This window comes from Candidatus Infernicultor aquiphilus, assembly GCF_002784285.1.
Lineage (GTDB): Bacteria > Atribacterota > Phoenicimicrobiia > Phoenicimicrobiales > Phoenicimicrobiaceae > Infernicultor > Infernicultor aquiphilus.
Genome location: NZ_PFKO01000325.1, coordinates 1 through 21,762 on the forward strand (window position 1 = coordinate 1; position 21,762 = coordinate 21,762).

Consider the following 21,762-nt stretch of genomic DNA (forward strand, 5'->3'; position numbering starts at 1 on the left):
AATCCCATTCTCGTATAAATCCTGATGATTTCGACCTTTCCAGAGTAGATTATGATACCGATGTTCTGGTTATTGGTGGTGGTGGTGGTGGTGCCGGAGCAGCTCTTTTAGCCAGAGAGAATGGAGCCAAGGTTATTATAGCTACAAAACTGCGTATCGGAGATGCGAATTCAATGATGTCTCAAGGGGGGATTCAAGCATCAGTGAATCCCAACGATTCTCCTGCTATACACTATTTAGATGCCTTAGGGGGAGGACACTTTGATAACAAGCCCGATCTGGTAAGAGCTCTGGTAATGGATGCTCCTTTAGTAATAAAGTGGCTTGAAGAGCTCGGGGTAATGTTTGATAAGGATTCCAATGGAAATATGGTGACTATGCTGGGGGGAGGGTGCTCCAGAAAGAGAATGCATTCGGCAAGAGACTATACCGGTGCTGCTATTATGAGAGTTTTAAGAGATGAGGTAAAAAATCATCCCGAAGATATTCAAGTAATCGAGTTTTCTCCTGCCATTGAGCTTTTGATGGATGAGGGAGGGCAGGTGGCTGGAGCAATTCTTTATAACCTGGAGACAGAAGAATACATTATGGTTAGGGCAAAATCTACTATTATTGCTACTGGTGGATTTGGGAGGTTACATATAAAAGAATTTGCTACTACTAACCATTATGGGGCTACAGCTGATGGGTTAGTTCTTGGATATAGAGCAGGGGCAAACCTTTTGTATATGGATTCGGTCCAATATCATCCTACCGGGGCGGTTTATCCGGAGCAGATATTAGGTTTTCTTATTACCGAGAAGGTGAGGACCATGGGTGCTCAACCGGTAAATAAATTCGGAGAATTATTTGTTTTCCCTCTTGAGCCAAGAGATGTTGAATCATCTTCCTTTATAAGGGAATGCACCGAGAGGGGAAAGGGTATTATTACTCATACCGGAAGAGTGGGGATATGGCTTGACTCGCCACTTATCGAGCTTATAAATGGTGAGGGAGCTATCCAAAAGCAGCTTCCTGCTATGTATAGACAATACAACCGATTCGATATTGATATTACTAAAGAACCTATGCTTGTTTTTCCCACTCTGCATTATCAAAATGGAGGGCTGGAGATAAATGATCAGTGTGAGACCAAGATACCTAACCTTTATGCCGCTGGCGAAGTCTCAGGTGGAGTCCATGGAAGAAATAGACTGATGGGAAATTCTGTTTTAGATTACAATGTTTTTGGTAGGAGGGCAGGTATAGCTGCTGCTTTAAATGCTAAAGAGGTAAAGCTGGGCAAACTCACTTTGAAGCATATAAAAAGATATGAAAGAGAACTTCAAGAAGCGGATATTCATACCGATAAAATTTCTCCTATGCTATTACCTAATTATACTACACCTGAAGTGAGAGCTCGTCAACTTACCGCTCATTATGAAGGAACTTTAAGATAGGGGAGGGTTTTAAGATGGAGAAAAATATTGGCGCGGTAATGGTGGTTGGTGCCGGCATTGGCGGAATTCAGGCTTCCTTAGATTTAGCGGAATTAGGATTGAAAGTTTATTTAATAGATAAAAGTTCAAATATAGGAGGAACGCTTTCTCAATTAGATCGGCAGTTTACTACCAATGATTGTGGTATGTGCCAAATGCTGCCAATTTTTAAGAGAGAGGAGGCCTCTGAATTTTGTCTTCGTCGAGATTTAACTCATCCCAATATCCAGATTATGACTAATACAGAAGTAGAAAAAGTAGAAGGCTCTGTAGGAGATTTTAAAGTTTCTCTCCAGAAAAAGGCAAGGTATATAAAAGAGGATAAGTGTATTGGATGTGGATTATGCACAGAGATTTGCCCAATTAAGGTAAAAGATGAGTTCAATGAAGGTTTGGCTTCTCGTAAAGCAATTTATATTAAGTACCCTCAAGCAATTCCCAATTTGTATACTATTGATATAGAATCTTGTAATCGATGTGGAGAATGCGTAAAGATATGTCCTACCAAGGCTATCGATCTTTCTCAAAAGGATGAAATTCTTGAATTAGAAGTGGGAGCTATTATCCTTTCTTTAGGCTTTGAAGAATTTGATCCCCATGATTTAAGCCAGTATGGTTATGAGAAGTGTCTAAATGTTGTTACTAGCACAGAGCTGGAAAGAATGTTTAGTGAGATGGGTCCTTATAACGGAAAATTTATTCGTCCCTCAGATGGAAAAATGCCTCGAAAAATTGCTTTTCTGCAGTGTATTGGTTCAAGAGATAAGGAAAAAGATTATTGTTCCTCTGCCTGCTGTATGATTGCTTTAAAAGACGCTATGCTTATAAAAAAGATAGATCCAACCATTGATGTTCAAATCTTTTTTATGGATATAAGAACTTTTGGTAAAGGGTATTGTAGGTATTATGAAAAAGCAAAAGAAGAAGGTATAAAATTTATAAGATATAGAGTCCCTGCCATAGAAGAGTTCCCAGATACAAAAAATTTAAAAATTATTTACGAGACAGAAAAAGGAGATTATGTTAAAGATGAATTTAATTTAGTTGTTCTGTCTGTTGGGCAATCGCCTCCTGATAAAGCTAAAAATATAAGTGAGATTTTGGGATTAAAATTAAATAAGTATGGATTTTGCAAAACAATCGATTTTTCTAATATGGCAGAGAAAGAAGGCATATTTGCTTGCGGTTCTTTTTCGGGACCTAAGGATATTTCAGAGACTGTTACTGAGGCAAGTGCAGGTGCTCTAAAAGCTTCTATGGCAATGTTATCTTCTCGAGGAAAATTTTTCGGGGAAGGTAATTATCCCCAAGAGATCGATGTAACTAATGAGGATCCCAAAATAGGTATTTTTATATGTCATTGTGGTCAAGAAATTAGCAGTATAATTAATATAAAGGAAGTAAAGGAATTTGCAAGTAAACTTCCTAACGTCTGTTTAGTTGAAGATTTTAAATATCTCTGCTTTAAACCTGATTTAAATGAAGCTAAAGAAAAAATAGTTGATTCGAAGGTAAATAGAGTAATCTTTGCTGCCTGTACTTCTTATAAATATGAAGTTTTATTTAAACAGGGTCTTCGTCAAGTAGGATTTAACCCTTCTCTCTTGCAAATAGTGAACTTCCGAGAACAGATATCCTGGGTGCATAAAGATAAAAAGTTAGCTACAGAGAAAGCAGAGAAATTTCTTTCTATGGCAGTAGAGAAAGCTGTATTACAGCAGCCTTTGCCTTTAATAACAGATTCTGTCGTTAAAAGAGCATTGGTTGTTGGCGCAGGTTTATCTGGTATGACTGCAGCTCTTTATGTTGCTGAAGAGGAATTCGAAGTTGATTTAATAGAGAAAACTTCTGAGCTTGGGGGTAATGCAAGAGAAATCTATATGACTCTGGAAGGATTAAATGTTCAAGATTTTCTTAAAAAAAGAATAGAAGAAATTGAAAATAACCGTTTAATTCACATATATAAAAACACAGAGCTTGAAGAAGTTACTGGTTATGCTGGGAATTTCCAAGCAAGGCTTATAATAAACCAATCGGAGTCTAAAGTTATTTCTTATGGAGCTATTATTGTGGCAACTGGAGCAAAGGAAAATCAGTCTCTTAAAGAGTATTCTTATGGTGAAGATAAAAGAATAATTACTCAAAAAGAGATGGAAAGATTGATTGCTAACAAAGAAATAGAGGTTAATTCTCAAAATTCGATAGTTATGATTCAATGTGTGGGTTCCCGAGAAGAGCCACATCTTTATTGTAGCAGGGTGTGTTGCTCTCAAGCTATAAAGAATGCTTTAAAAATAAAAGAGGAAAATCCTAAGGCAAATATCTATATTCTTTATCGAGACATAATGACTTATGAGTTTAAAGAAGAGTATTATACCAAAGCAAGGGAGATGGGAATAGCTTTTATTAGATATAATGTGGATAATAAACCTCAACTTAAAATTGAAGGAGGTAAATTAAAAGTAAGAGTTACTGACTTTGTGTTGAATGAAGAATTGGTTATAAATCCTGATTTTGTTGTATTGAGTGTTGGGATGATACCCGAAGATAATCATTCTTTAGCTAAAATTTTGGAGGTTACCTTAGATAATGATGGTTTCTTCGAGGAAGCCAATGTTAAGTTTCGTCCTGTAGAGTTTCTCAGGGATGGAATATTTGTTTGCGGTTTGGCTCATTCTCCTCGTTCTGTCAAGGAATCGCTAACCCAGGCTACCGCGGCAGCTACTAAAACGGTAATATTATTATTTCAGGAGAGAATGCTATCCAGAAGGTGTATTGCCGAAGTAAATGAGAGATGGTGCAGTGGTTGTGAAGTTTGCATCTCTTCTTGCCCTTATAAAGCGCGGGTGATAGATGAGCAAAAGAGAGTGGTAAAAGTGATATCAACTCTTTGCCGGGGATGTGGGACTTGTGCGGCAGTTTGTCCTAATGGGGCGGCTAAATTAAAAGGATATGAGGATAAACAAATTCTCTCCGTTATTGATGCGGCAATATGAAGATGGAAGGTAGGATAAATCCTGTGACGATCAAGTGCGAAAAAGAGATTTTTTTAAGATAAGAAGGAGGTAATTAATGGCTAATTTTGAGCCCAAGATAGTTGGTTTCTTATGTAACTGGTGTACTTATGCGGGAGCAGACCTTGCGGGTACTTCCAGGATACAATATCCGCCAAATATTAGGCCTATCAGGGTAATGTGTTCGGGGTCGGTTGATTCTGTTTATATTCTTCGGGCTTTATTGGAAGGAGCGGATGGAGTCTTTATTGGCGGATGTCATCCGGGAGATTGCCATTATGTGAGTGGGAACTATAAGGAGAGGAGAAGGATTACTGTTTTAAAAAGTATTTTAAAAAGTTTGGGGTTAGATGATGGTCGGGTCTGGATTAGGTGGGTAAGCGCCAGCGAAGGTAAAAGATATGCGGATAGTATATCTGAAATGACCTCCCATTTAAAAAGATTAGGTCCCAACCCGGTAAGTAAATATTGGTCTTTATAGAGGTGAAATAGATGAAAAAAGAGGTAGTTATTGAGGTAAAGGATGCCAGGGTAAAGGAAGCGATTAATTCCTTTTTGGAGAGCCTTCTGGAAAAAAATCTGGTGAGTGCACTTTTAGTTCCTCGAGAAGTCCCCTCAAAAGATAATGTAGTTCAAAGTTTGATGACTAATTCTAACGGACTAAAAGAGGTAAACGTTATCTCTCCCGTTCTCCCGGTTAGTTCGGCAAGAATTATCTCCGAGATGACCAGACTCAGTTCCTATAAGAATCCGGTGGGAGTTGTTCTTAGGTCCTGCGAAATAAGAGCATTAATAGAACTGGTTAAATTGAAGCAGGCTTCTTTAGATAACCTGCTTATTATTGGGGTAGATTGCTTAGGGACCTATTCAGTTAGTGATTATCAGAATCTCTGTAAACAAGGTAATTCACCCTCAGATGAACTCTTAAGGAAATTTAAGGAAGGAGGAGAGGATACTAAATTAAGAAAAGCTTGCCAGGTGTGTGAGTATCCTATTCCCTCTAATGCCGATTTAGTTATCGGCTTAATAGGAGTAGATTTTGAAAAGAATATTCTGCTTAAATCTGGTACTGAGAAAGGAGAAAAAATTTTAGAAAATTTCTCTTTTCTGCCTGTGCGTGCCTGCACGCAGACAGGTCCCGAATTTAACCAATCAAAAAGAGAAGAGTCTGTTTCTAAGTACCTTAGTAAAAAAATAGAGAAAAGAGATGCTCTTTTTTCTGAGATGAAGGAAGAGACAAGTGGTGGCTGGGAGAATTTACTTTCGGTATTTTCCACCTGTATTAACTGTCATAATTGTATGAGGGTCTGTCCCCTTTGCTATTGCAGAGAGTGTTTCTTTGAGTCGCCTACTTTTGAATTTGGTTCAGAAAAATACCTCCTGTGGGCTAAAAGAAAAGGCTCTATTAAAATGCCCCGGGATACCATTCTTTTCCATTTAGGGAGAATGAGTCATATGGCTACTTCTTGTGTAGGATGCGGGCTTTGTGAGCAAGCTTGTCCAAGTAATATTCCACTTCTTAAAATATTTAAGATGGTAAGCTATAAGGTGCAACAGATTTTTAAATATGTTCCGGGCAGAGATTTAGAAGAACCTTTACCGCTTACTACTTTTAAAGAAGATGAACTTCGCAGTGTAGGGGAGGAGTAAAATGAGTGAAAATGAAGAAAAGATTATTAAAGTAAATGAATTAGACCCCAATTTTAAGTATGAGATTCAAGCAGAACCAGGAGGCGAGAATATTACTCGCTGTTTTGCTTGTGGCACCTGTACTGCTGGATGTCCTATTAGAGAGGTAAATGATCAGTTTAACCCTCGAAAGATTATTAGAATGGCTCTGTTGGGGATGAAAGAGAGGGTTCTTTCCAGTGATTTTATCTGGCTTTGTTCCAGTTGTTATACCTGTGCGGAAAGGTGTCCTCAGGAGGTAAAGATTACTGACCTAATGAATGTCATAAAAAATATCGCGGTAAGAGAAGGATATATTCATCCCTCTTTTGTAGCTCAAATGGAAGCCTTAAACTCTCATGGTAGGCTTTATGAAATTGGGGAGTTTGATAATGAAAAGCGAACAAAACTTGGTCTTCCTCAAATAGAGGAGAACGCCGAGGATACCAAAAAGCTATTTAAACAGAAAGGTGTGGATAAACTCCTTCAGGTAGCTAAGGAGGGGGAAGAATGAAATACGCTTTATTTTTAGGATGTACTGTTCCGGTGAGGGCATTAAATTATGAGCTTTCCGCCAGAAAAGTAGCCCATAAATTAGGTATAGAGCTTGTGGATATAAATGATTTTAGTTGTTGTGGTTTCCCGGTTAAATCGGTGGATAGAGATACTTTTCTTTTAATGGCTGCTAAAAACTTAAGTTTGGCGGAAGAGAAAGATTTAGATCTAGTTTCTCTTTGTAGTGCTTGTACTTCTATTTTAACCGAAGCAAATAAGGAGTTAAAGGAAGAGGAAAGTTTGCGGAAAAAGATAAATAATAAGCTTTCAGTTTTAGGGAGAAAATATGAAGGAAAAATAAAAGTAAAGCATTTTACCCGAGTTTTATATGAAGATGTGGGACTGGAGAAGATAAGAGAAAATTTAAAGGTTGATTTATCTAAATTTAGTTTTGCTGCTCACTATGGTTGCCATTACTTAAAACCCTCAGGAATATATGAAGATTTTGATGATGTTGAAAATCCAAAAACACTGGATGAGTTAATTGAGGTAACCGGAGCAAAGTCTGTTCTTTATGAAGATAAAAATAGTTGTTGTGGTGGAGGTATTTTGGGTATAAATGAAATGACCGCACTGAAAGTAGCCAAAAATAAACTTGACCATATAAAATCTACTAAGGCAGATGCTATCTGTTTGATTTGTCCTTTTTGCAGCATTATGTATGAAGGGAGTCAAAAAAAGATAGAAAAGCAATTTGAAGTAGAGTATAATCTACCTGTTTTATATTATCCTCAAATTCTTGGTCTGGCCTTAGGTATTTCTCCCGAAGAATTGGGTTTTAAGTTAAACCGAATAAAACCAAGAGAAATGTTGGCAAAATTATAATAAAGCAAAGGAGGGGGAAAGGTGAACTTAAAGAAAGATAAAGTTGGGGCGGTGATGGTAGTGGGAGGTGGTATTGGTGGTGTTCAAGCCTCTTTAGATTTAGCAGAATCTGGTTTTAAAGTCTATCTGGTGGAAAAAAGCCTGAGTATTGGTGGAGTAATGGCTCAACTGGATAAAACTTTTCCCACCAACGATTGTGCGATGTGTATTCTTTCCCCAAAACTTGTTGATTGTGGAAGACATAGAAATGTGGAGATGCTTACTAACTCAGAAGTGGAAAGTATTGAAGGAGAAGTAGGTAATTTTAAAGTAAGAGTAAAAAAACATCCCCGCTTTGTTGATTTAGCTAAGTGTACCGGTTGTGGAGATTGCGCTGAAGTTTGCCCGGTAGAGATTCCCAGTGAATATGAAGAAAACTTGGTAAATAGAAAAGCCATATATAGACCCTTTACCCAGGCAACCCCCAGTGCATTTGGCATTGAAAAAAGAGGAATTCCTCCCTGTAGAGCTGCTTGCCCTCTCCATGTTAATGTTCAGGGTTATATTGCTTTGATTTCTCAAGGGAAATTTAAGGAAGCTCTAACTCTGGTTCGCGAAAAGAATCCACTCCCAGGAATATGCGGCCGAGTGTGCACTCATCCCTGCGAAGGAGAATGTTCGAGGCAAAATGTAGATGAGCCTATTGCTATTGATTTATTAAAGAGGTTTGTAGCTGATTACGAAAAAAAGGTAGATTTTGAGTTAAAAATTGAGCCGGAAAAAGAGAATAGGATTGCTATAATTGGTTCTGGTCCAGCTGGTTTAACTTCTGCCTATGATTTAAGGAAAAGGGGCTATAAGGTTACTATATTTGAAGCTCTTTCAGTTGCCGGGGGGATGCTGGCCGTTGGCATTCCTGATTATCGCCTTCCTAAAGATATTTTAAGAAAAGAAATTAGCATTTTAGAAGATCTTGGTATTGAAATAAAATTAAATACTCCTCTCGGTGAGAATTTAACCATAGAGGACCTTAAAAATAATGGCTATGAGGCTATATTTATTGCTGTTGGAGCTCATCTAAGCCTGAAATTAGAAATCCCCGGGGAGGATTTAAAAGGTGTATATCATAGTGTAGAGTTTTTAAGAAGAGTAAATTTGGGCGAGAAAGTAGAAGTAGGAGAAAAAGTGGTGGTGGTGGGAGGCGGAAATGCTGCCATTGATGCCGCAAGAACAGTTTATCGCCTGGGAGCAAAAGAAGTTACCATTGTTTATCGAAGGTCAAGAGCGGAGATGCCGGCTAATAAAGAGGAGATAGAAGAAGCAGAAAAAGAGGGAATTAAGATATTTTATTTAGCTGCCCCTACCAGGATTTTAGGTAAAGAGAGTAAAGTTAACCAGGTCCAATGTATTCGGATGAGATTAGGCGAGCCTGATGCCTCAGGAAGAAGAAGACCTATCCCTCTAGAGGGCTCAGAATTTATTATTGATGCAGATATGATAATTCCCGCTCTTGGTCAGTCTTCAGATTTATCCTTCTTAGGCTCTCATCACCTGTCTGCGCCTGCCTTTGCCGGCACCTGTCTGCGTGCGTACACGCACAGGCAGACGGCAGACAGGTGCAGGCACGCACAGGCAGATAGGTTTAAGCTGATTCGGGGAAGAGGGTTTGAGGTAGACCCTTTAACTTTAGAGACGAACCTAAAAGGCATTTTTGCTGGTGGTGATACAGTTACGGGGCCCGATACAGTTATTGAAGCAATGGCTGCCGGTAGAAAAGCAGCTATCTCTATTGACCGTTATCTTAATGGTGAAGATATGCGAGTAGGTCGTGAAGGAGAGGGAAGTCAAGAGAGCGAGATTGAAGTAGATACTGAAGGAGTAGAACCTAAAAAGAGGACAGAAGTAGCTACTCTTCCCCTAAGTGAAAGGAAGGGAAATTTTAAAGAAGTTGTTTTAGGTTTTAGCGAAGAAGAGGCAATTAAAGAAGCAAAAAGATGTCTTGCTTGTGGAGGATGCTCTGAATGTATGCAGTGTGTAGAAGCTTGTAAGGCAGAAGCAGTCCTTCATGATATGCTCGAAGAGGATAGGGAGATAAAGGTTGGCTCGGTAATTCTTTTTCTCGGATTTGATGAATTTAATCCTCAGTTAAAAGAAGAGTATGGTTACAAGAGATTTCCTAATGTGGTATCCAGTATTGAGTTGGAGAGAATTTTATCTGCCTCAGGTCCTTATCAAGGTCAGGTAACCAGGAGGTCGGATGATAAACATCCCAAGAGTATTGCCTGGATTCAGTGTGTTGGCTCCAGAGACTCTAAAATTAAAAGAGGTTACTGTTCCTCAGTTTGCTGTATGTATTCTACCAAAGAAGCTTTAATTACCAAAGAGCATGCTCCAGATACGGAGACCTCTATCTTTTATATGGATATGAGGGCTTACGGGAAGGATTTTGATAAATATATTAAAAGGGCAGAATCTGAATATGGGGTGAGGTATGTACGCTCAAAGATTTCAGAAGTAGAAGAAGATCTTAAAACTCATAATTTAAAGATAAAATATGAGACCGATGATGGGAAGCTCGCCAGCGAAGAATTTGAGATGGTGGTTTTATCTGTGGGACTGGAAGCTCCAAAGAGTGCCAAGGAGATAGCAGAAAAATTTAATATCCAACTAAACAGTTATAACTTTGCTAAGACGAGTACCTTTGAACCTCTCCACACTTCTCGGCCAGGTATCTTTGTTGGCGGTGCCTTCTCTGGACCCAAGGACGTTCCAGAGACTGTAGCTCAAGCAAGCGGCGTTGCTGCAGAAGCATCGAGTATCCTGTCAGAGGCAAGGGGTTCTTTGGTAACCGAAAAAGAGTATCCTCCAGAAATAGAGGTGAGCGGAGAAGCTCCCAGGATAGGTGTATTTGTCTGTCACTGCGGTATCAACATTGGAGGAGTGGTTGATGTTCCCTCTATTGTGGAATGGGTCAAGACTTTACCCGGCGTAGTTTATGCTGAAGGTAATCTTTATACCTGCTCTCAGGATACCCAGAAGAGAATAAAAGGGGCCATTAAAGAACACCAATTAAACAGAATAGTAGTTGCCTCCTGCACTCCCAGAACACATGAACCTCTTTTCCAGGAGACCATAAGGGAAGCAGGTTTGAATAGGTATCTTTTTGAAATGGCAAATATTCGGGACCAATGTTCCTGGATTCATATGAGAGAGCCAGAAAAAGCAACCAGGAAAGCAAAAGATTTAGTAAGGATGGCTGTGGCTAAAGCAAGGTTAATTGAGCCGTTAAAGAGACTTCCTTTGGAAGTAATTCCTCGAGGTCTGGTTATCGGTGGAGGAGTATCAGGAATGACTTCTGCTTTAAGACTTGCTGAGGAAGGATATGAAGTATATTTGGTAGAAAAAGAGAGAGAACTTGGTGGTCAGGCAAAAGATATTCATTATACCCTTGAAGGTGAAGATGTTCAAAAGTTTTTAGGAAAACTTATAGCTAAGGTCCAATCAAATGATAGAATTCGTCTTTTCAGCGGGGCTAAGATTGAAAATATCGAAGGATTTGTAGGCAATTTTAAGACGACGGTTAAGATAGATTCTTCTCTAAAAGAACTTGAGCATGGGATTATCATTGTAGCTACGGGAGCAAAAGAGTATCAGCCTACGGAATACCTTTATGGTAAAGAGAGAGGAGTTGTTACCCAAAGAGAGTTGGAAAAATTGATGGTCAGTGGGAAATTGGAGGTTAATACTCAAAATTCTATGGTGATGATTCAGTGTGTTGGTTCCAGAAATGATCAACATCCTTATTGTAGCCGTATCTGCTGTTCAGAGGCGATAAAGAATGCCCTTAAGATTAAACAGCTAAACAAAAAAGCTAATATTTACATTCTTTATCGAGATATGAGAACCTACGGTTTCAAGGAAGATTATTATCAAAGGGCCCGAGAGGAAGGCGTCATCTTTATTCGCTATGAGGAAGGACAAGAACCTGAAGTAAGAAAAGGTAAAGAAAAACTTGAGGTTCTGGTAAAAGACCTTATCTTAAAAGAAAATTTATTGATTAATGCTGACCTGGTAGTTTTAAGTACCGGGGTTATTGCTTCTGAAGATGGTGAAGAGCTTGCTCAGATGCTGAAAGTTCCCTTAAATGAAGATGGTTTTTTTCTTGAAGCTCATGTAAAGCTTCGTCCGGTAGATTTTGCTACCGAGGGCATCTTTCTTTGTGGATTAGCTCATTCTCCCAAGTTTATTGAAGAAAGTATTTCCCAAGCAAATGCTGCGATCTCCAGAGCATGTACTATTCTGGCTAAAGACAAAATTTTAGCAGAGGGAACAGTGGTTAGTGTAAATGAGGATAGGTGTAATGGATGTGGAATCTGTGAAGCAGTTTGTATTTATAATGCTATAGAAATAGATCAGGAAAAGAGAGTGGCCAAGGTGAATGAAACTCTTTGTAAAGGTTGTGGTACCTGCACTGGTGCTTGTTTCTCGGGAGCTATCAACCAAAGAGGATTTAAGAGAGAGCAGATTTTAGCTATGACTAAGGCCGCATTGGAGGTATAAGATGAAAGAATTCGAACCGAAAATTATTGGATTTTGTTGCAACTGGTGTACCTACGCAGGTGCAGATTTAGCCGGAGTAAGCAGACTTCAAATGCCTCCCGATTTCAGGATGATTAGAGTGATGTGTTCGGGAACGATTGACCCTCTGTTTGTAATGGAGGCTTTTCAAAAAGGGGCAGATGGAATATTTATTGGAGGTTGTCATATTGGAGATTGCCACTATCAAACCGGCAACCATCGAACCAAAAAGAGAGTGGCCATTCTTAAAAAGATATTGAGCTATTTAGGGATTGACCCTCGGAGAGTGAGGTTGGAGTGGGTTTCTGCTGCAGAGGGCCAAAAATTTGCGGAAGTAGTCACCGATTTTGTGGCTGAAATTAAGAGGTTAGGTCCGAATCCATTAAAGAGGAAGTTTGAGGCATGATAGAGAAATTGAAAAAATTAGCTAAAGAGTATCTTGTCAGCGGAAAAGTGGAAGTGATATTTGGACTGAGGGAAAAGGATAACCATCTAGCCCCACATATTTTTACCAAAGTAGAGGAATTAGATAGTTTAGTAGTCTCCCCTCAATATCCACTTTTCTATACTTGTAGACCAAGCAAAAAGAATATTATCCGGTTGATAGAGGAAAAATATCCAGATATAAAGATTGGAGTTATAGTTAAAGGGTGTGAGGAGAGGGCTTTAATTGAGCTGGCTAAAAGAAACCAAATAGAGATGAAAAATATTGAGATTTTAGGTGTTGCTTGCAGCAGAGAAGAAGCAGTAGAGTGCAAATGCCCCAGACCTTATCCTAATCATCCCCTTCTAGGAGAGAAAGTGGAAGGGGTTTTTGAAGATAAAAACATTGAAGGCCTTTTAAATAAAGGTTGGTCAGAACGGTTAGCTTTTTGGCAATCTCAACTAAGTAAATGTATAAAATGTTATGGCTGTAGAAACGCTTGCCCCTTGTGTTTCTGTCAGGATTGTGCTATGGAGCAGGAGTTGTGGTCGAAGATAGGAGAAATTCCTCCTGAAATTCCTATGTTCCATTTTATAAGATTTTATCACCTTGCCGATAGATGTATTGAATGTGGCGAATGTGAGAAAGCCTGTCCTATGGATATTCCTTTACTAACTATTTCTAAACAGGTAAGGAAAGATGTTAAAGAATTATTTAATTATGAATCTGGTTTAGATGTGAAGCAAGAATCACCGTTGTTAACTACCTTGGATGAGATGCCAATGAAGGAAGGAGCTAATGAATGATAGAATATAAGAATGTGCTAACCGTATGTCCGTATTGCGGTTGTGGGTGTAATTTCTATCTACAGGTTCTGGATGGGGAGTTGGTGGGTATCCTCCCCTGTAAATCGCATCTAGTTAGTCAGGGAAAGCTTTGTATTAAAGGGTGGAATGCGGCCGATTTTGTAATTAGTAAAGACCGATTAACTAAGCCCTTAATGAAAAAAAATGGAAAATTTGTGGAGATATCCTGGGATGAAGCTTTGAAGGTAGTTACCGAAAAACTTAAACAGTATAGCCCTGATGCTGTTGCTGTTCTCTCCTCAGCGAAATGCACCAATGAAGAGAACTATTTAATGATGAAATTTGCTCGAGCGGTTCTTAAGACCAATAGTGTTGACCACTGTGCTCGATTATGCCATGCCTCCACGGTGGTGGGTTTAGGGAAAACTTTTGGTAGTGGAGCAATGACCAACTCCATAGGAGAGCTCGAAGATGCTGATTGTATTTTTGTTATCGGCTCAAACACCACAGAACAGCATCCACTTATAGCACGATACATTATGAGAGCAAGAGCAAAAGGAGCAAAACTTATAGTTGCTGATCCCAGGCTTATTCCTTTAACTCAATTTGCTGATTATCATCTCCGGCAAAGACCAGGAACAGATGTTGCTTTACTTAATGGATTTATGAATGTAATTTTAAAGGAAGGTTGGGAGGATAAAAAGTTCATTAATGAGCGCACCGAAGGGTTTGCAGAATTAAAAGAAGTGGTTAAAAAGTATACCCCGGAATATGTAGAAAAGATAACCGGCATACCTAAAGAACTTATTATGGAAGCAGCCAGAATATATGCCCAGGCTAAATCTGCCTCCCTGGTTTATTCCATGGGTATAACGCAGCATACCACCGGGGTAGATAATGTGGTCTCCTGTTCAAATCTTGCCCTGCTAACCGGTAATGTTGGCCGGCCAAGCACCGGGGTTAATCCTTTAAGAGGGCAGTCGAATGTTCAGGGGGCATGCGATGTAGGGGCTTTACCCAACGTCTACTCTGGATATCAAAGTGTAGCTGATGAAAATACCCATGCCAAGTTTGAAAAAGCCTGGGATACCGAACTTCCTTCCCAGCCAGGGCTGACGGTGGTGGAAATGATGAATGAGGCAGCCAAAGGTAATCTTAAAGCCATATATATTATGGGCGAGAATCCGATGCTCTCCGATCCGGATATCCACCAGGTTAAGAAAGCGTTAGAGAATCTTGAATTTCTTGTGGTTCAGGATATATTCCTTACCGAAACGGCTCAACTGGCTGATCTGGTGCTTCCCGGTACCTCCTATGCAGAAAGAGATGGCACCTTCACCGCTACAGACCGTAGAGTTCAAAGAATAAGAAAAGCGATTGAGCCTAGGGGTGAAAGTAAACCCGATTGGCAGATAATCTGCGCCTTAGCAAGAAAGATGGGATCTAAAGGATTTGAATATTCTTCACCGGCTGAAATTATGGATGAAATAGCCTCAGTAACTCCTATTGATGGAGGAATAGGGTATGAGCGAATTGAAGATATTGGATTGCAGTGGCCCTGCCCCTCCAAAGAACATCCAGGGACGCCTTATTTACATCAAGGAAAGTTTAGTCGGGGCAAGGGTAAGTTTTTTGGAATAGAATTCAAAGAGGCCGCAGAGCTTCCCGATGCTGATTATCCGTTTATATTAACTACCGGAAGAACTATCTTTCATTATCATACCGGAACAATGACCAGAAGGACGGAAGCACTAAATAGAGAGGTTCCCACCGGGTATGTGGAAATTAATTTTAAGGATGCAGAAAAATTAAATATTTTTGAGGGAGAAATAGTTTCGGTGAAAAGTCGTAGAGGTAAGATTGAGGTTAAAGTGCAGGTAACCAGAAAAGTTCCCGAGGGGGTAATTTTCATTCCTTTCCATTTTGCAGAAAGTCCTGCTAATGCACTAACTAATTCAGCTTTTGACCCGGTAGCGAAAATTCCGGAATACAAGGTATGTGCTGTTCAGGTAGAAAAAAAGCCCTCTCTGCCCTGAATTACCGCTTTTTTGTTGGGAGAGGATTTAGGATATTAAGTTTGATAGGGAGGTTAATATGCCCGAGATAAATTTTCCTAAAATGGTAAAAATTAGACAAAAATTTGAAGCTCCCGTTATTAAAGACCTTAAGGGTGAACTCTCCAAAGAAGTAGCTAAATCTAAATTAAAGGAGAGAATAAAACCGGGAGATAGCGTAGCAATTACTGCCGGAAGTAGGGGCATCTCTCATATTGCAGAAATTATAGCTGCTCTAGTAAAAGAAGTAAAAGATTTAGGAGGAAACCCTTTTATAGTTCCGGCTATGGGTAGTCACGGTGGAGCTACTGCAGAGGGGCAGATAGCGGTATTAAAAAGTTACGGAATTACGGAAAGCTCTATAGGTGCTCCTATACGTTCTTCTATGGAGGTAGTGAAGATAGGGGAGATAAGGGAAGGTGTGCCGGTTTTAATGGATAAGATAGCCTTTAATGCCGATGCTATCATAGCGGTTAATCGGATTAAACCCCATACCTCTTTTAGGGGAGCGGTAGAAAGCGGATTAATGAAGATGCTCTCCATCGGCCTGGGTAAACATGCCGGCGCTTGCCTGGTGCATTCCTTTGGTTCACCTGGCTTAAGGGAAATGGTTCCTCAAGTTTTATATTTCGGAAGTTCTTTTAAAAGAAGCCGAAAAGAGAGAGGACCTGGAAATTATTGGTGAGTTAAAGGAGATGTTATTTGACTCTGCAGGAAATCTAGGGGGAGGAGATTATGTTTGAAGAACTAAAAGATATAGTGGGAGGAGAAAATTTTTCTGATAGTCTGACGGAGAGATATATCTATTCCTCAGATGCTTCTATTTATCAGAGTTTACCTTCCGTGATATTAAGACCAGGAAATACAGAAGAAGTGCAAGAAATTTTAAGGTATGCCAATAAGGAAAAAATTCCGGTAACTCCTCGAGGGGCAGGGACAGGAGAAGTGGGTGGTGCTGTTCCTATCGATGGGGGTATTGTTCTTGACCTAAAAAGAATGAATAAAATAAAGGAGATTCGCATAGGAGATTTACTCTGTAGGGTTGAACCAGGAGTAGTTAATGATGAGCTTAATAAAGAGCTTAAAAAGTTTGGGTTTTTCTTTCCTCCCACCCCGGGAAGCGGAAAAGTATGCACCATAGGAGGAATGATTGCTAATAATGCTTCGGGGATGAGGGCGGTAAAATACGGAGCTACCAGGGATTTTGTTTTGGGGTTAAAGGTGGTTCTGCCGCAAGGAGAGCTGGTCTCCTTAGGGACGCAGACCATTATTCATTCCTCTGGTTATCAGTTGGAGAGGCTGATGGTGGGTAGCGAGGGGACCCTGGGAGTTATTGTGGAGGCAACGCTTCGTCTTAAACCTCTTCCCGAAAAAAGAGCGGTGGGAAGAGCTATGTTTTATAAATTGGAGGAAGCGGGTAAAGCAATCTCTGCTATAGTGGCTAGAGGTTTAACCCCTTCTGCCCTGGAGTTTTTAGATGAGATAGTGATCAAGTCGATTAATGCGGCCTTCCATTCTGGCCTACCGGAAATTGAAGCGATAGTTCTTTTTGAGTGCGACGGGAACAAGGTCTCTATTGATGATGAGATGGATAAAATAAAAAAAGTCTGTCAGGAGTTTAACTCTTTCCGTATCGATATAAGTAATGACCCTAAGGAGATGGAAAAGATATGGGAAGCTAGAAACGCAGCTTTTCCGGCTACCAGTAGATACCAGGAAGATCTGGCCCGGGTCACCTTAGCGGAAGATGTCACCGTTCCGATATCCAAGCTTTCCGAGTTGATTGTTAACTTTCATAGGATAGCTTCCGAAAATGGTATTATTATCTGTACCTATGGTCATGCCGGTGAGGGATTAATTCATACCTCCTTTCTGATCGATCCAGAATCATCACAGCAATGGGAGAGAGCAAAAAAGGCGGTTGCTGAGGCTTTTGCCCTCACTCAAAGTTTAAGGGGAACTACCTCGGGTGAACATGGAATAGGAATTACCAAGGCTCCTTATTTTAAGAAAGAAAGAAGTGAATCCCTGGAGATGATGAGGAAGATAAAAAAAGCTTTGGATCCCCATAATATTTTAAACCCTCACAAGCTGATGGATGCCCCTGATGATTTTTTTACCGCCACCCAGCTTAGATATGCGATAAAGGAGTAAAATATGGAAACAAAAAACCTAAAGAAATGGAAAAAGGAGATGCTGGTTTGTATCAGGTGTGCCTACTGCCTGGAAAATTGTCCGGTCTATAACCAGATTGGTTGGGAGAGCGCAGGCGCCAGAGCAAGAATGATTCTTTCCTACGGTCTTTTAACTAAAGATATTGAATGTTCGGATTCTATTTTAGAGAAGTTCTTTCAGTGCACTACCTGTGGACAATGTGAGGTAAATTGTCCGGCTAAAGTAAAAATTCTTGAAGTGGTAAAGGCAAGCAGAAAAGACCTGGTAGAAAATGGTCACTATTTCCCCCCTCATCAATTAATGCAAGAAGCGGTAAAGAAAAGCGGTAATGTATATGGAGAGGAAAAAAAGGAGAAAGAAATAATCCAAAAAAGCGCGGAATATGCTCTCTTTGTCGGCTGCGTAGGAACCTACCGAGAAGAAGAAAGCGTAAACAGGACCATCAAGCTTTTAAAGAAGCTGGGAGTATCTTTTACTAGATTTGATGAGCTATGTTGTGGCGGGGTCTTTCCTGATCTAGGTTTTGAAAATTATCAGGAGAATGTCCAGCATAATAAAGAGGAGATTAAAAAAACAGGAGCAAAGAAATTGTTAACTATCTGTCCGATGTGCTATAAGACCTTTAAAAATAATCCAGAATATAGTGATTTAGGATTAGAGGTGGTTCATATTACCCAGCTTTTAAATAAACTTAATATCCAGGTGAAGACCGAGGAGATAGTTACCTACCATGACCCTTGTGATTTAGGAAGACATTCGGGGATATATGAAGAGCCCAGAGAAATTATTAAAAAGTTTGCTCCTCATTTCGTAGAAATGGAAAAAAACCGCGAGAATGCTCGCTGCTGTGGTGCCGGTGGAGGGGTAAGGGGAAGCTTTACCAGGCTTTCCATTGATATGGCCAAAGACAGATTGAAAGAAGCGCTAGATAAGAAAGCCGATGTTCTTCTTACTGAATGCTTTTCCTGTTTACATAATTTCAAGAACGCTAAGAAAAGAAAGCAAAATATTAAGATCTATAATATTTCTGAATATCTCTCGATTTTAATGGAGGGGGGTGAAAAATGAAGATTTACGAATTCCAGGCTTATGAGATTTTTATTAAGAGGGGAATACCTTCTCCTTGGGGTGAGGTGGCTAAAACCAGTGAAGAAGTTAAAAAAATAGCTGAAAAGCTGGGTAGACCGGTAGTCGTAAAAGCGCAAGTGCTGGTAGGAGGAAGAGGAAAGGCGGGAGGTATAAAGCTTGCTTCTACTCCAGAGGAAGCTTACCAGGCAGCTGAGAGGATTTTAAACTCTAAACTTAAGGGTATTTTAGTTAAAAGAGTGTTTGTCAAGGAATCTGTATCTATTAAAGAGGAGTATTATTTAGGAGTAACCGTAGATAGAGCTCAAAAAAGGGTGGTGGTTATGGTAAGTCCTGCTGGCGGAATAGATATAGAAGAGGTAGCCAGAACCAATCCCGAGAAAATATTTAAATTTTATGTCCACCCCTTACTTGGATTTAAAAGTCACCAGGCCAACGAACTTGCTTCAGCTCTCACTAAAGATAAAAACTTAGTTCAAGGGATAGCTAAAATCCTTTCCGCTCTTTACCGTATTTTTGACGAAATGGACTCTTCTTTGGTAGAGGTAAACCCTTTAGTAATTACCAAAGAAGGATCTCTCTTTGCCCTTGATGCCAAGATTATATTTGATGATAATGCCCTCTACAGACACCCAGAAATAAGTAGCTTAAGGGATTTAGAGGTAGAAGACCCTCTGGAGGTGAGAGCAAAAGAAGTGGGGATTAGCTATGTTAGACTTGAGGGGAATATTGGTTGTATAGTAAATGGAGCCGGTTTAGCTATGGCTACTATGGATTTGGTAAAACATTACGGAGCCGAGCCAGCTAATTTTTTAGATGTAGGAGGAGGGGCAAGTTCACAGCAGGTAGGTAAGGCGTTGGATATTGTTTTATCCGATGAGCAGGTGAGGGCTGTTCTGGTTAATATATTTGGTGGAATCACCAGATGTGATATTGTTGCCGAAGGCCTTATTCAAGCTCTCTCTAAGAGAGAGATGAACTTACCTTTAATTATTAGGCTTACTGGAACTAATGAAGAAGAAGGTCGAAAAAAGCTGAGGGGTATAAAAGGAATCTTTTTAGCAGACACTATGAATGAGGCAGCAAAAAAAGCGATGGAGGTGGTGAAAAGTTGAGTATACTGGTTGATTCTAATACGCGTTTATTAGTTCAAGGCATAACCGGTAGAGAGGGAAGTTTTCATACGCGGCAGATGTTAGATTATGGAACAAAGGTAATTGCAGGGGTAACTCCAGGCAAAGGAGGACAACAAGTAGAAGGGGTTCCGGTTTACGATACAGTTAAAGAAGCGCTTGGAGACACAGCGGCAAATACTTCCATTATTTATGTTCCTGCTCGATTTGCTACTGAGGCTATCTATGAAGCAACAGATGCCGGAATAAAACTTATAGTTTGTATTACCGAAGGTATCCCTACTTTGGATATGGTTAAAGCCTGTTATTACGTGAAGCAAAAGGGTTCAAAGTTAATTGGCCCTAATTGTGCTGGAGTAATTAGCCCGGGGAAGGCAAAAGTAGGGATTATGCCCGGTTCTATCCATAAAGAGGGAAATTTAGGGGTAGTCTCCAGAAGTGGCACTCTTACTTATGAGGTAGTTTATAATTTGACTAAAAATGATTTTGGCCAGTCAACCTGTGTAAGTATTGGAGGGGATCCGGTAATCGGTTCTTCTTTCATGGATATTCTTGAACTTTTTGAAGAAGATTCTCAAACTAAAGCTATTATTTTAATTGGCGAAATTGGGGGAACGGATGAGGAAGAAGCAGCAAAATTTATCCATTCAAAAATGAGAAAGCCGGTTATTGCTTTAATTGCAGGGAAAACAGCTCCGCCAGGAAAAAGAATGGGGCATGCAGGAGCAATAATCTCTGGAGGAACAGGTACAGCCGAAGAAAAGATAAAGACTTTTCAGAAGTTTTCTATTCCGGTAGCTGAAAGTCCTCTACAGGTGGTAGATTTAGTCTCAGCAGTTTTAGATGAAAGGGATAAAACCTAAGTGGCGAAAAATATGGCCACCTTCTTCTTCATAAAGAACAAAACCAAAAGTTAGTGTAAACTTTAGTGGGGTAGTTAGAATGATTTAATGTCTTTAAGAGAATATATATTGGTAAATTTGATTACAAAATAAAAAAGGGTAAGCTAAGGAAGATGACTTTCTTTATTGCTTACCCTTTTTTATTGCCTTTTTATCTCTATTCAATTTTTTCCAACTTTACCTTCATTCCGGAGAGTTCTTTCTGCACCTCCGAAAAGCGTAGGGAATAATATTCCCGATTCTGCTGATTCAGGGTAGTGATAGTATTATGTATCTCTTTGGTATTCTCTAAGACCTGCCGATAACCTTCTTTCTGGGCAACTACTATCTCCTGCATAAACCTATCAATCCGAAAGATTAAGAGTATGGACAGGGCAATAGGGAATCCCTGATTAGCAATTAGGTCTAATAATGTTTTTATATCCATTGAATTCCTCCTTGTATAATATATCAATACTGGTTACAGTTTTTAGCTGGGCTAAAAACTCTCTCTACTTAGTAAGAGCAAAAAAGAGGTGGAAAAGAAACCTAAATTAAAAAAATATTAAAATTTTTTTAATTTAGTTAACCCTTTCTTTCGAATCTTAAATATATTTTGTCGAGTAACTCCATAATAAAAAGCTATTTCTTCATCTTTATAACCTTCCAGGTAATATAGACTAATAACTTTTTTTTCTCTTTCGGTTAAAAATTTATAGCCCTCTTCTAAATTATTTTTCTCTAAAATATTTTCTAATTTATTCGTAAGCATTATCCCCCTTCTGGTATTTGGTAGGGGCGTATTGCCTGTCTGCGTGCGAACCTGTCTGCGTGCGAACACGCACAGGCAGGCACGCACAGGCAGGCAATACGCCCCTACAGTCTCAGTTACCTATTTTTAGGCCATAAGGTATTTCTATTTGTTGTTTTAAGTATTTTCGATAATAGACCCATAATCCCCAGTCGATCCTCTTCTTGATATAACCAGCAAAGGTGGTAGGGGGTCTTTCTTTATAATCATAGACTGCCAGGATAAAGAGTAGGGAAGCTTGTTGGAAGATATCCTCATATTCTAATCCTATTCTGGAATATCTTTTGGCTCTGGA

General features: G+C 39.6%; 18 protein-coding genes. 15 read left to right on the forward strand and 3 right to left on the reverse strand.

Annotated elements, in window-relative coordinates; genetic code table 11:
* From COZ07_RS09030 to sucD, 15 genes are all read left to right on the forward strand, one after another.
* Nucleotides 1-1,439, forward strand: a 1,439-nt coding sequence (locus COZ07_RS09030; protein WP_406608235.1) for an FAD-binding protein, incomplete at its 5' end; no start/stop codon positions are given.
* A 14-nt stretch (nt 1,440-1,453) separates the two neighbouring features.
* Nucleotides 1,454-4,474, forward strand: coding sequence for an FAD-dependent oxidoreductase (locus COZ07_RS09035; RefSeq protein ID WP_406608236.1), 3,021 nt, complete (start codon nt 1,454-1,456; stop codon nt 4,472-4,474).
* 76 nt (nt 4,475-4,550) lie between these two features.
* Nucleotides 4,551-4,973 carry a hydrogenase iron-sulfur subunit gene (locus COZ07_RS09040; RefSeq protein ID WP_406608237.1) on the forward strand — a complete coding sequence of 141 codons (423 nt, stop codon included), beginning with the start codon at nt 4,551-4,553 and terminating at the stop codon, nt 4,971-4,973.
* Nucleotides 4,974-4,984: 11 nt separating this feature from the next.
* The gene (locus COZ07_RS09045) at nt 4,985-6,142 is read left to right on the forward strand and encodes a 4Fe-4S binding protein (RefSeq protein WP_406608238.1); all 1,158 of its coding nucleotides are present in this window, start codon (nt 4,985-4,987) and stop codon (nt 6,140-6,142) included.
* 1 nt (nt 6,143) lies between these two features.
* The gene (locus tag COZ07_RS09050; protein ID WP_406608239.1) at nt 6,144-6,674 is read left to right on the forward strand and encodes a 4Fe-4S dicluster domain-containing protein; all 531 of its coding nucleotides are present in this window, start codon (nt 6,144-6,146) and stop codon (nt 6,672-6,674) included.
* Nucleotides 6,671-7,540, forward strand: coding sequence for a CoB--CoM heterodisulfide reductase iron-sulfur subunit B family protein (locus COZ07_RS09055; protein WP_406608240.1), 870 nt, complete (start codon nt 6,671-6,673; stop codon nt 7,538-7,540). The genes COZ07_RS09050 and COZ07_RS09055 overlap by 4 nt, the downstream gene beginning before the upstream one ends.
* Before the next feature lie 21 nt (nt 7,541-7,561).
* Nucleotides 7,562-12,079, forward strand: coding sequence for an FAD-dependent oxidoreductase (locus tag COZ07_RS09060; RefSeq protein WP_406608241.1), 4,518 nt, complete (start codon nt 7,562-7,564; stop codon nt 12,077-12,079).
* A gap of 1 nt (nt 12,080) precedes the next feature.
* A complete protein-coding gene (locus COZ07_RS09065; RefSeq protein WP_406608242.1) occupies nt 12,081-12,503 on the forward strand; it encodes a hydrogenase iron-sulfur subunit in 423 nt (140 codons plus the stop codon).
* The gene (locus COZ07_RS09070; RefSeq protein WP_406608243.1) at nt 12,500-13,327 is read left to right on the forward strand and encodes a 4Fe-4S binding protein; all 828 of its coding nucleotides are present in this window, start codon (nt 12,500-12,502) and stop codon (nt 13,325-13,327) included. The genes COZ07_RS09065 and COZ07_RS09070 overlap by 4 nt, the downstream gene beginning before the upstream one ends.
* Nucleotides 13,324-15,363 carry a molybdopterin oxidoreductase family protein gene (gene fdhF, locus COZ07_RS09075; RefSeq protein ID WP_406608244.1) on the forward strand — a complete coding sequence of 680 codons (2,040 nt, stop codon included), beginning with the start codon at nt 13,324-13,326 and terminating at the stop codon, nt 15,361-15,363. The genes COZ07_RS09070 and fdhF overlap by 4 nt, the downstream gene beginning before the upstream one ends.
* A 58-nt stretch (nt 15,364-15,421) precedes the next feature.
* A complete protein-coding gene (locus COZ07_RS09080) occupies nt 15,422-16,066 on the forward strand; it encodes a lactate racemase domain-containing protein (protein WP_406608245.1) in 645 nt (214 codons plus the stop codon).
* Between the two features lie 50 nt (nt 16,067-16,116).
* Nucleotides 16,117-17,535: an FAD-binding oxidoreductase gene (locus COZ07_RS09085; protein WP_406608246.1), complete on the forward strand. Its 1,419-nt coding sequence runs from the start codon at nt 16,117-16,119 to the stop codon at nt 17,533-17,535.
* 3 nt (nt 17,536-17,538) lie between these two features.
* Complete coding sequence (locus tag COZ07_RS09090) at nt 17,539-18,624, forward strand: (Fe-S)-binding protein (protein ID WP_406608247.1); 1,086 nt, start codon at nt 17,539-17,541, stop codon at nt 18,622-18,624.
* Complete coding sequence (gene sucC / locus COZ07_RS09095) at nt 18,621-19,757, forward strand: succinate--CoA ligase subunit beta (protein WP_406608248.1); 1,137 nt, start codon at nt 18,621-18,623, stop codon at nt 19,755-19,757. The genes COZ07_RS09090 and sucC overlap by 4 nt, the downstream gene beginning before the upstream one ends.
* A complete protein-coding gene (sucD, locus tag COZ07_RS09100) occupies nt 19,754-20,638 on the forward strand; it encodes a succinate--CoA ligase subunit alpha (RefSeq protein ID WP_406608249.1) in 885 nt (294 codons plus the stop codon). The genes sucC and sucD overlap by 4 nt, the downstream gene beginning before the upstream one ends.
* Before the next feature lie 196 nt (nt 20,639-20,834).
* On the opposite strand, the gene COZ07_RS09105 is transcribed toward sucD, so the two are convergent.
* The 3 genes from COZ07_RS09105 to COZ07_RS09115 form a co-directional block, all read right to left on the reverse strand.
* The gene (locus COZ07_RS09105) at nt 20,835-21,104 is read right to left on the reverse strand and encodes a hypothetical protein (RefSeq protein WP_406608250.1); all 270 of its coding nucleotides are present in this window, start codon (nt 21,102-21,104) and stop codon (nt 20,835-20,837) included.
* Nucleotides 21,105-21,221: 117 nt separating this feature from the next.
* Nucleotides 21,222-21,428, reverse strand: coding sequence for a sigma factor-like helix-turn-helix DNA-binding protein (locus tag COZ07_RS09110; RefSeq protein WP_406608251.1), 207 nt, complete (start codon nt 21,426-21,428; stop codon nt 21,222-21,224).
* A gap of 112 nt (nt 21,429-21,540) precedes the next feature.
* A partial coding sequence (locus COZ07_RS09115) for a hypothetical protein (protein ID WP_406608252.1) occupies nt 21,541-21,762 on the reverse strand: 222 nt, incomplete at its 5' end.

Coding starts and splice junctions, on each gene's coding strand:
- COZ07_RS09035 (WP_406608236.1), top strand. CDS start 1,454: ATGGAGAAAAATATTGGCGCGGTAATGGTGGTTGGTGCCGGCATTGGC.
- COZ07_RS09040 (WP_406608237.1), top strand. CDS start 4,551: ATGGCTAATTTTGAGCCCAAGATAGTTGGTTTCTTATGTAACTGGTGT.
- COZ07_RS09045 (WP_406608238.1), top strand. CDS start 4,985: ATGAAAAAAGAGGTAGTTATTGAGGTAAAGGATGCCAGGGTAAAGGAA.
- COZ07_RS09050 (WP_406608239.1), top strand. CDS start 6,144: ATGAGTGAAAATGAAGAAAAGATTATTAAAGTAAATGAATTAGACCCC.
- COZ07_RS09055 (WP_406608240.1), top strand. CDS start 6,671: ATGAAATACGCTTTATTTTTAGGATGTACTGTTCCGGTGAGGGCATTA.
- COZ07_RS09065 (WP_406608242.1), top strand. CDS start 12,081: ATGAAAGAATTCGAACCGAAAATTATTGGATTTTGTTGCAACTGGTGT.
- COZ07_RS09070 (WP_406608243.1), top strand. CDS start 12,500: ATGATAGAGAAATTGAAAAAATTAGCTAAAGAGTATCTTGTCAGCGGA.
- fdhF (WP_406608244.1), top strand. CDS start 13,324: ATGATAGAATATAAGAATGTGCTAACCGTATGTCCGTATTGCGGTTGT.
- COZ07_RS09080 (WP_406608245.1), top strand. CDS start 15,422: ATGCCCGAGATAAATTTTCCTAAAATGGTAAAAATTAGACAAAAATTT.
- COZ07_RS09085 (WP_406608246.1), top strand. CDS start 16,117: ATGTTTGAAGAACTAAAAGATATAGTGGGAGGAGAAAATTTTTCTGAT.
- COZ07_RS09090 (WP_406608247.1), top strand. CDS start 17,539: ATGGAAACAAAAAACCTAAAGAAATGGAAAAAGGAGATGCTGGTTTGT.
- sucC (WP_406608248.1), top strand. CDS start 18,621: ATGAAGATTTACGAATTCCAGGCTTATGAGATTTTTATTAAGAGGGGA.
- COZ07_RS09105 (WP_406608250.1), bottom strand. CDS start 21,104: ATGGATATAAAAACATTATTAGACCTAATTGCTAATCAGGGATTCCCT.
- COZ07_RS09110 (WP_406608251.1), bottom strand. CDS start 21,428: ATGCTTACGAATAAATTAGAAAATATTTTAGAGAAAAATAATTTAGAA.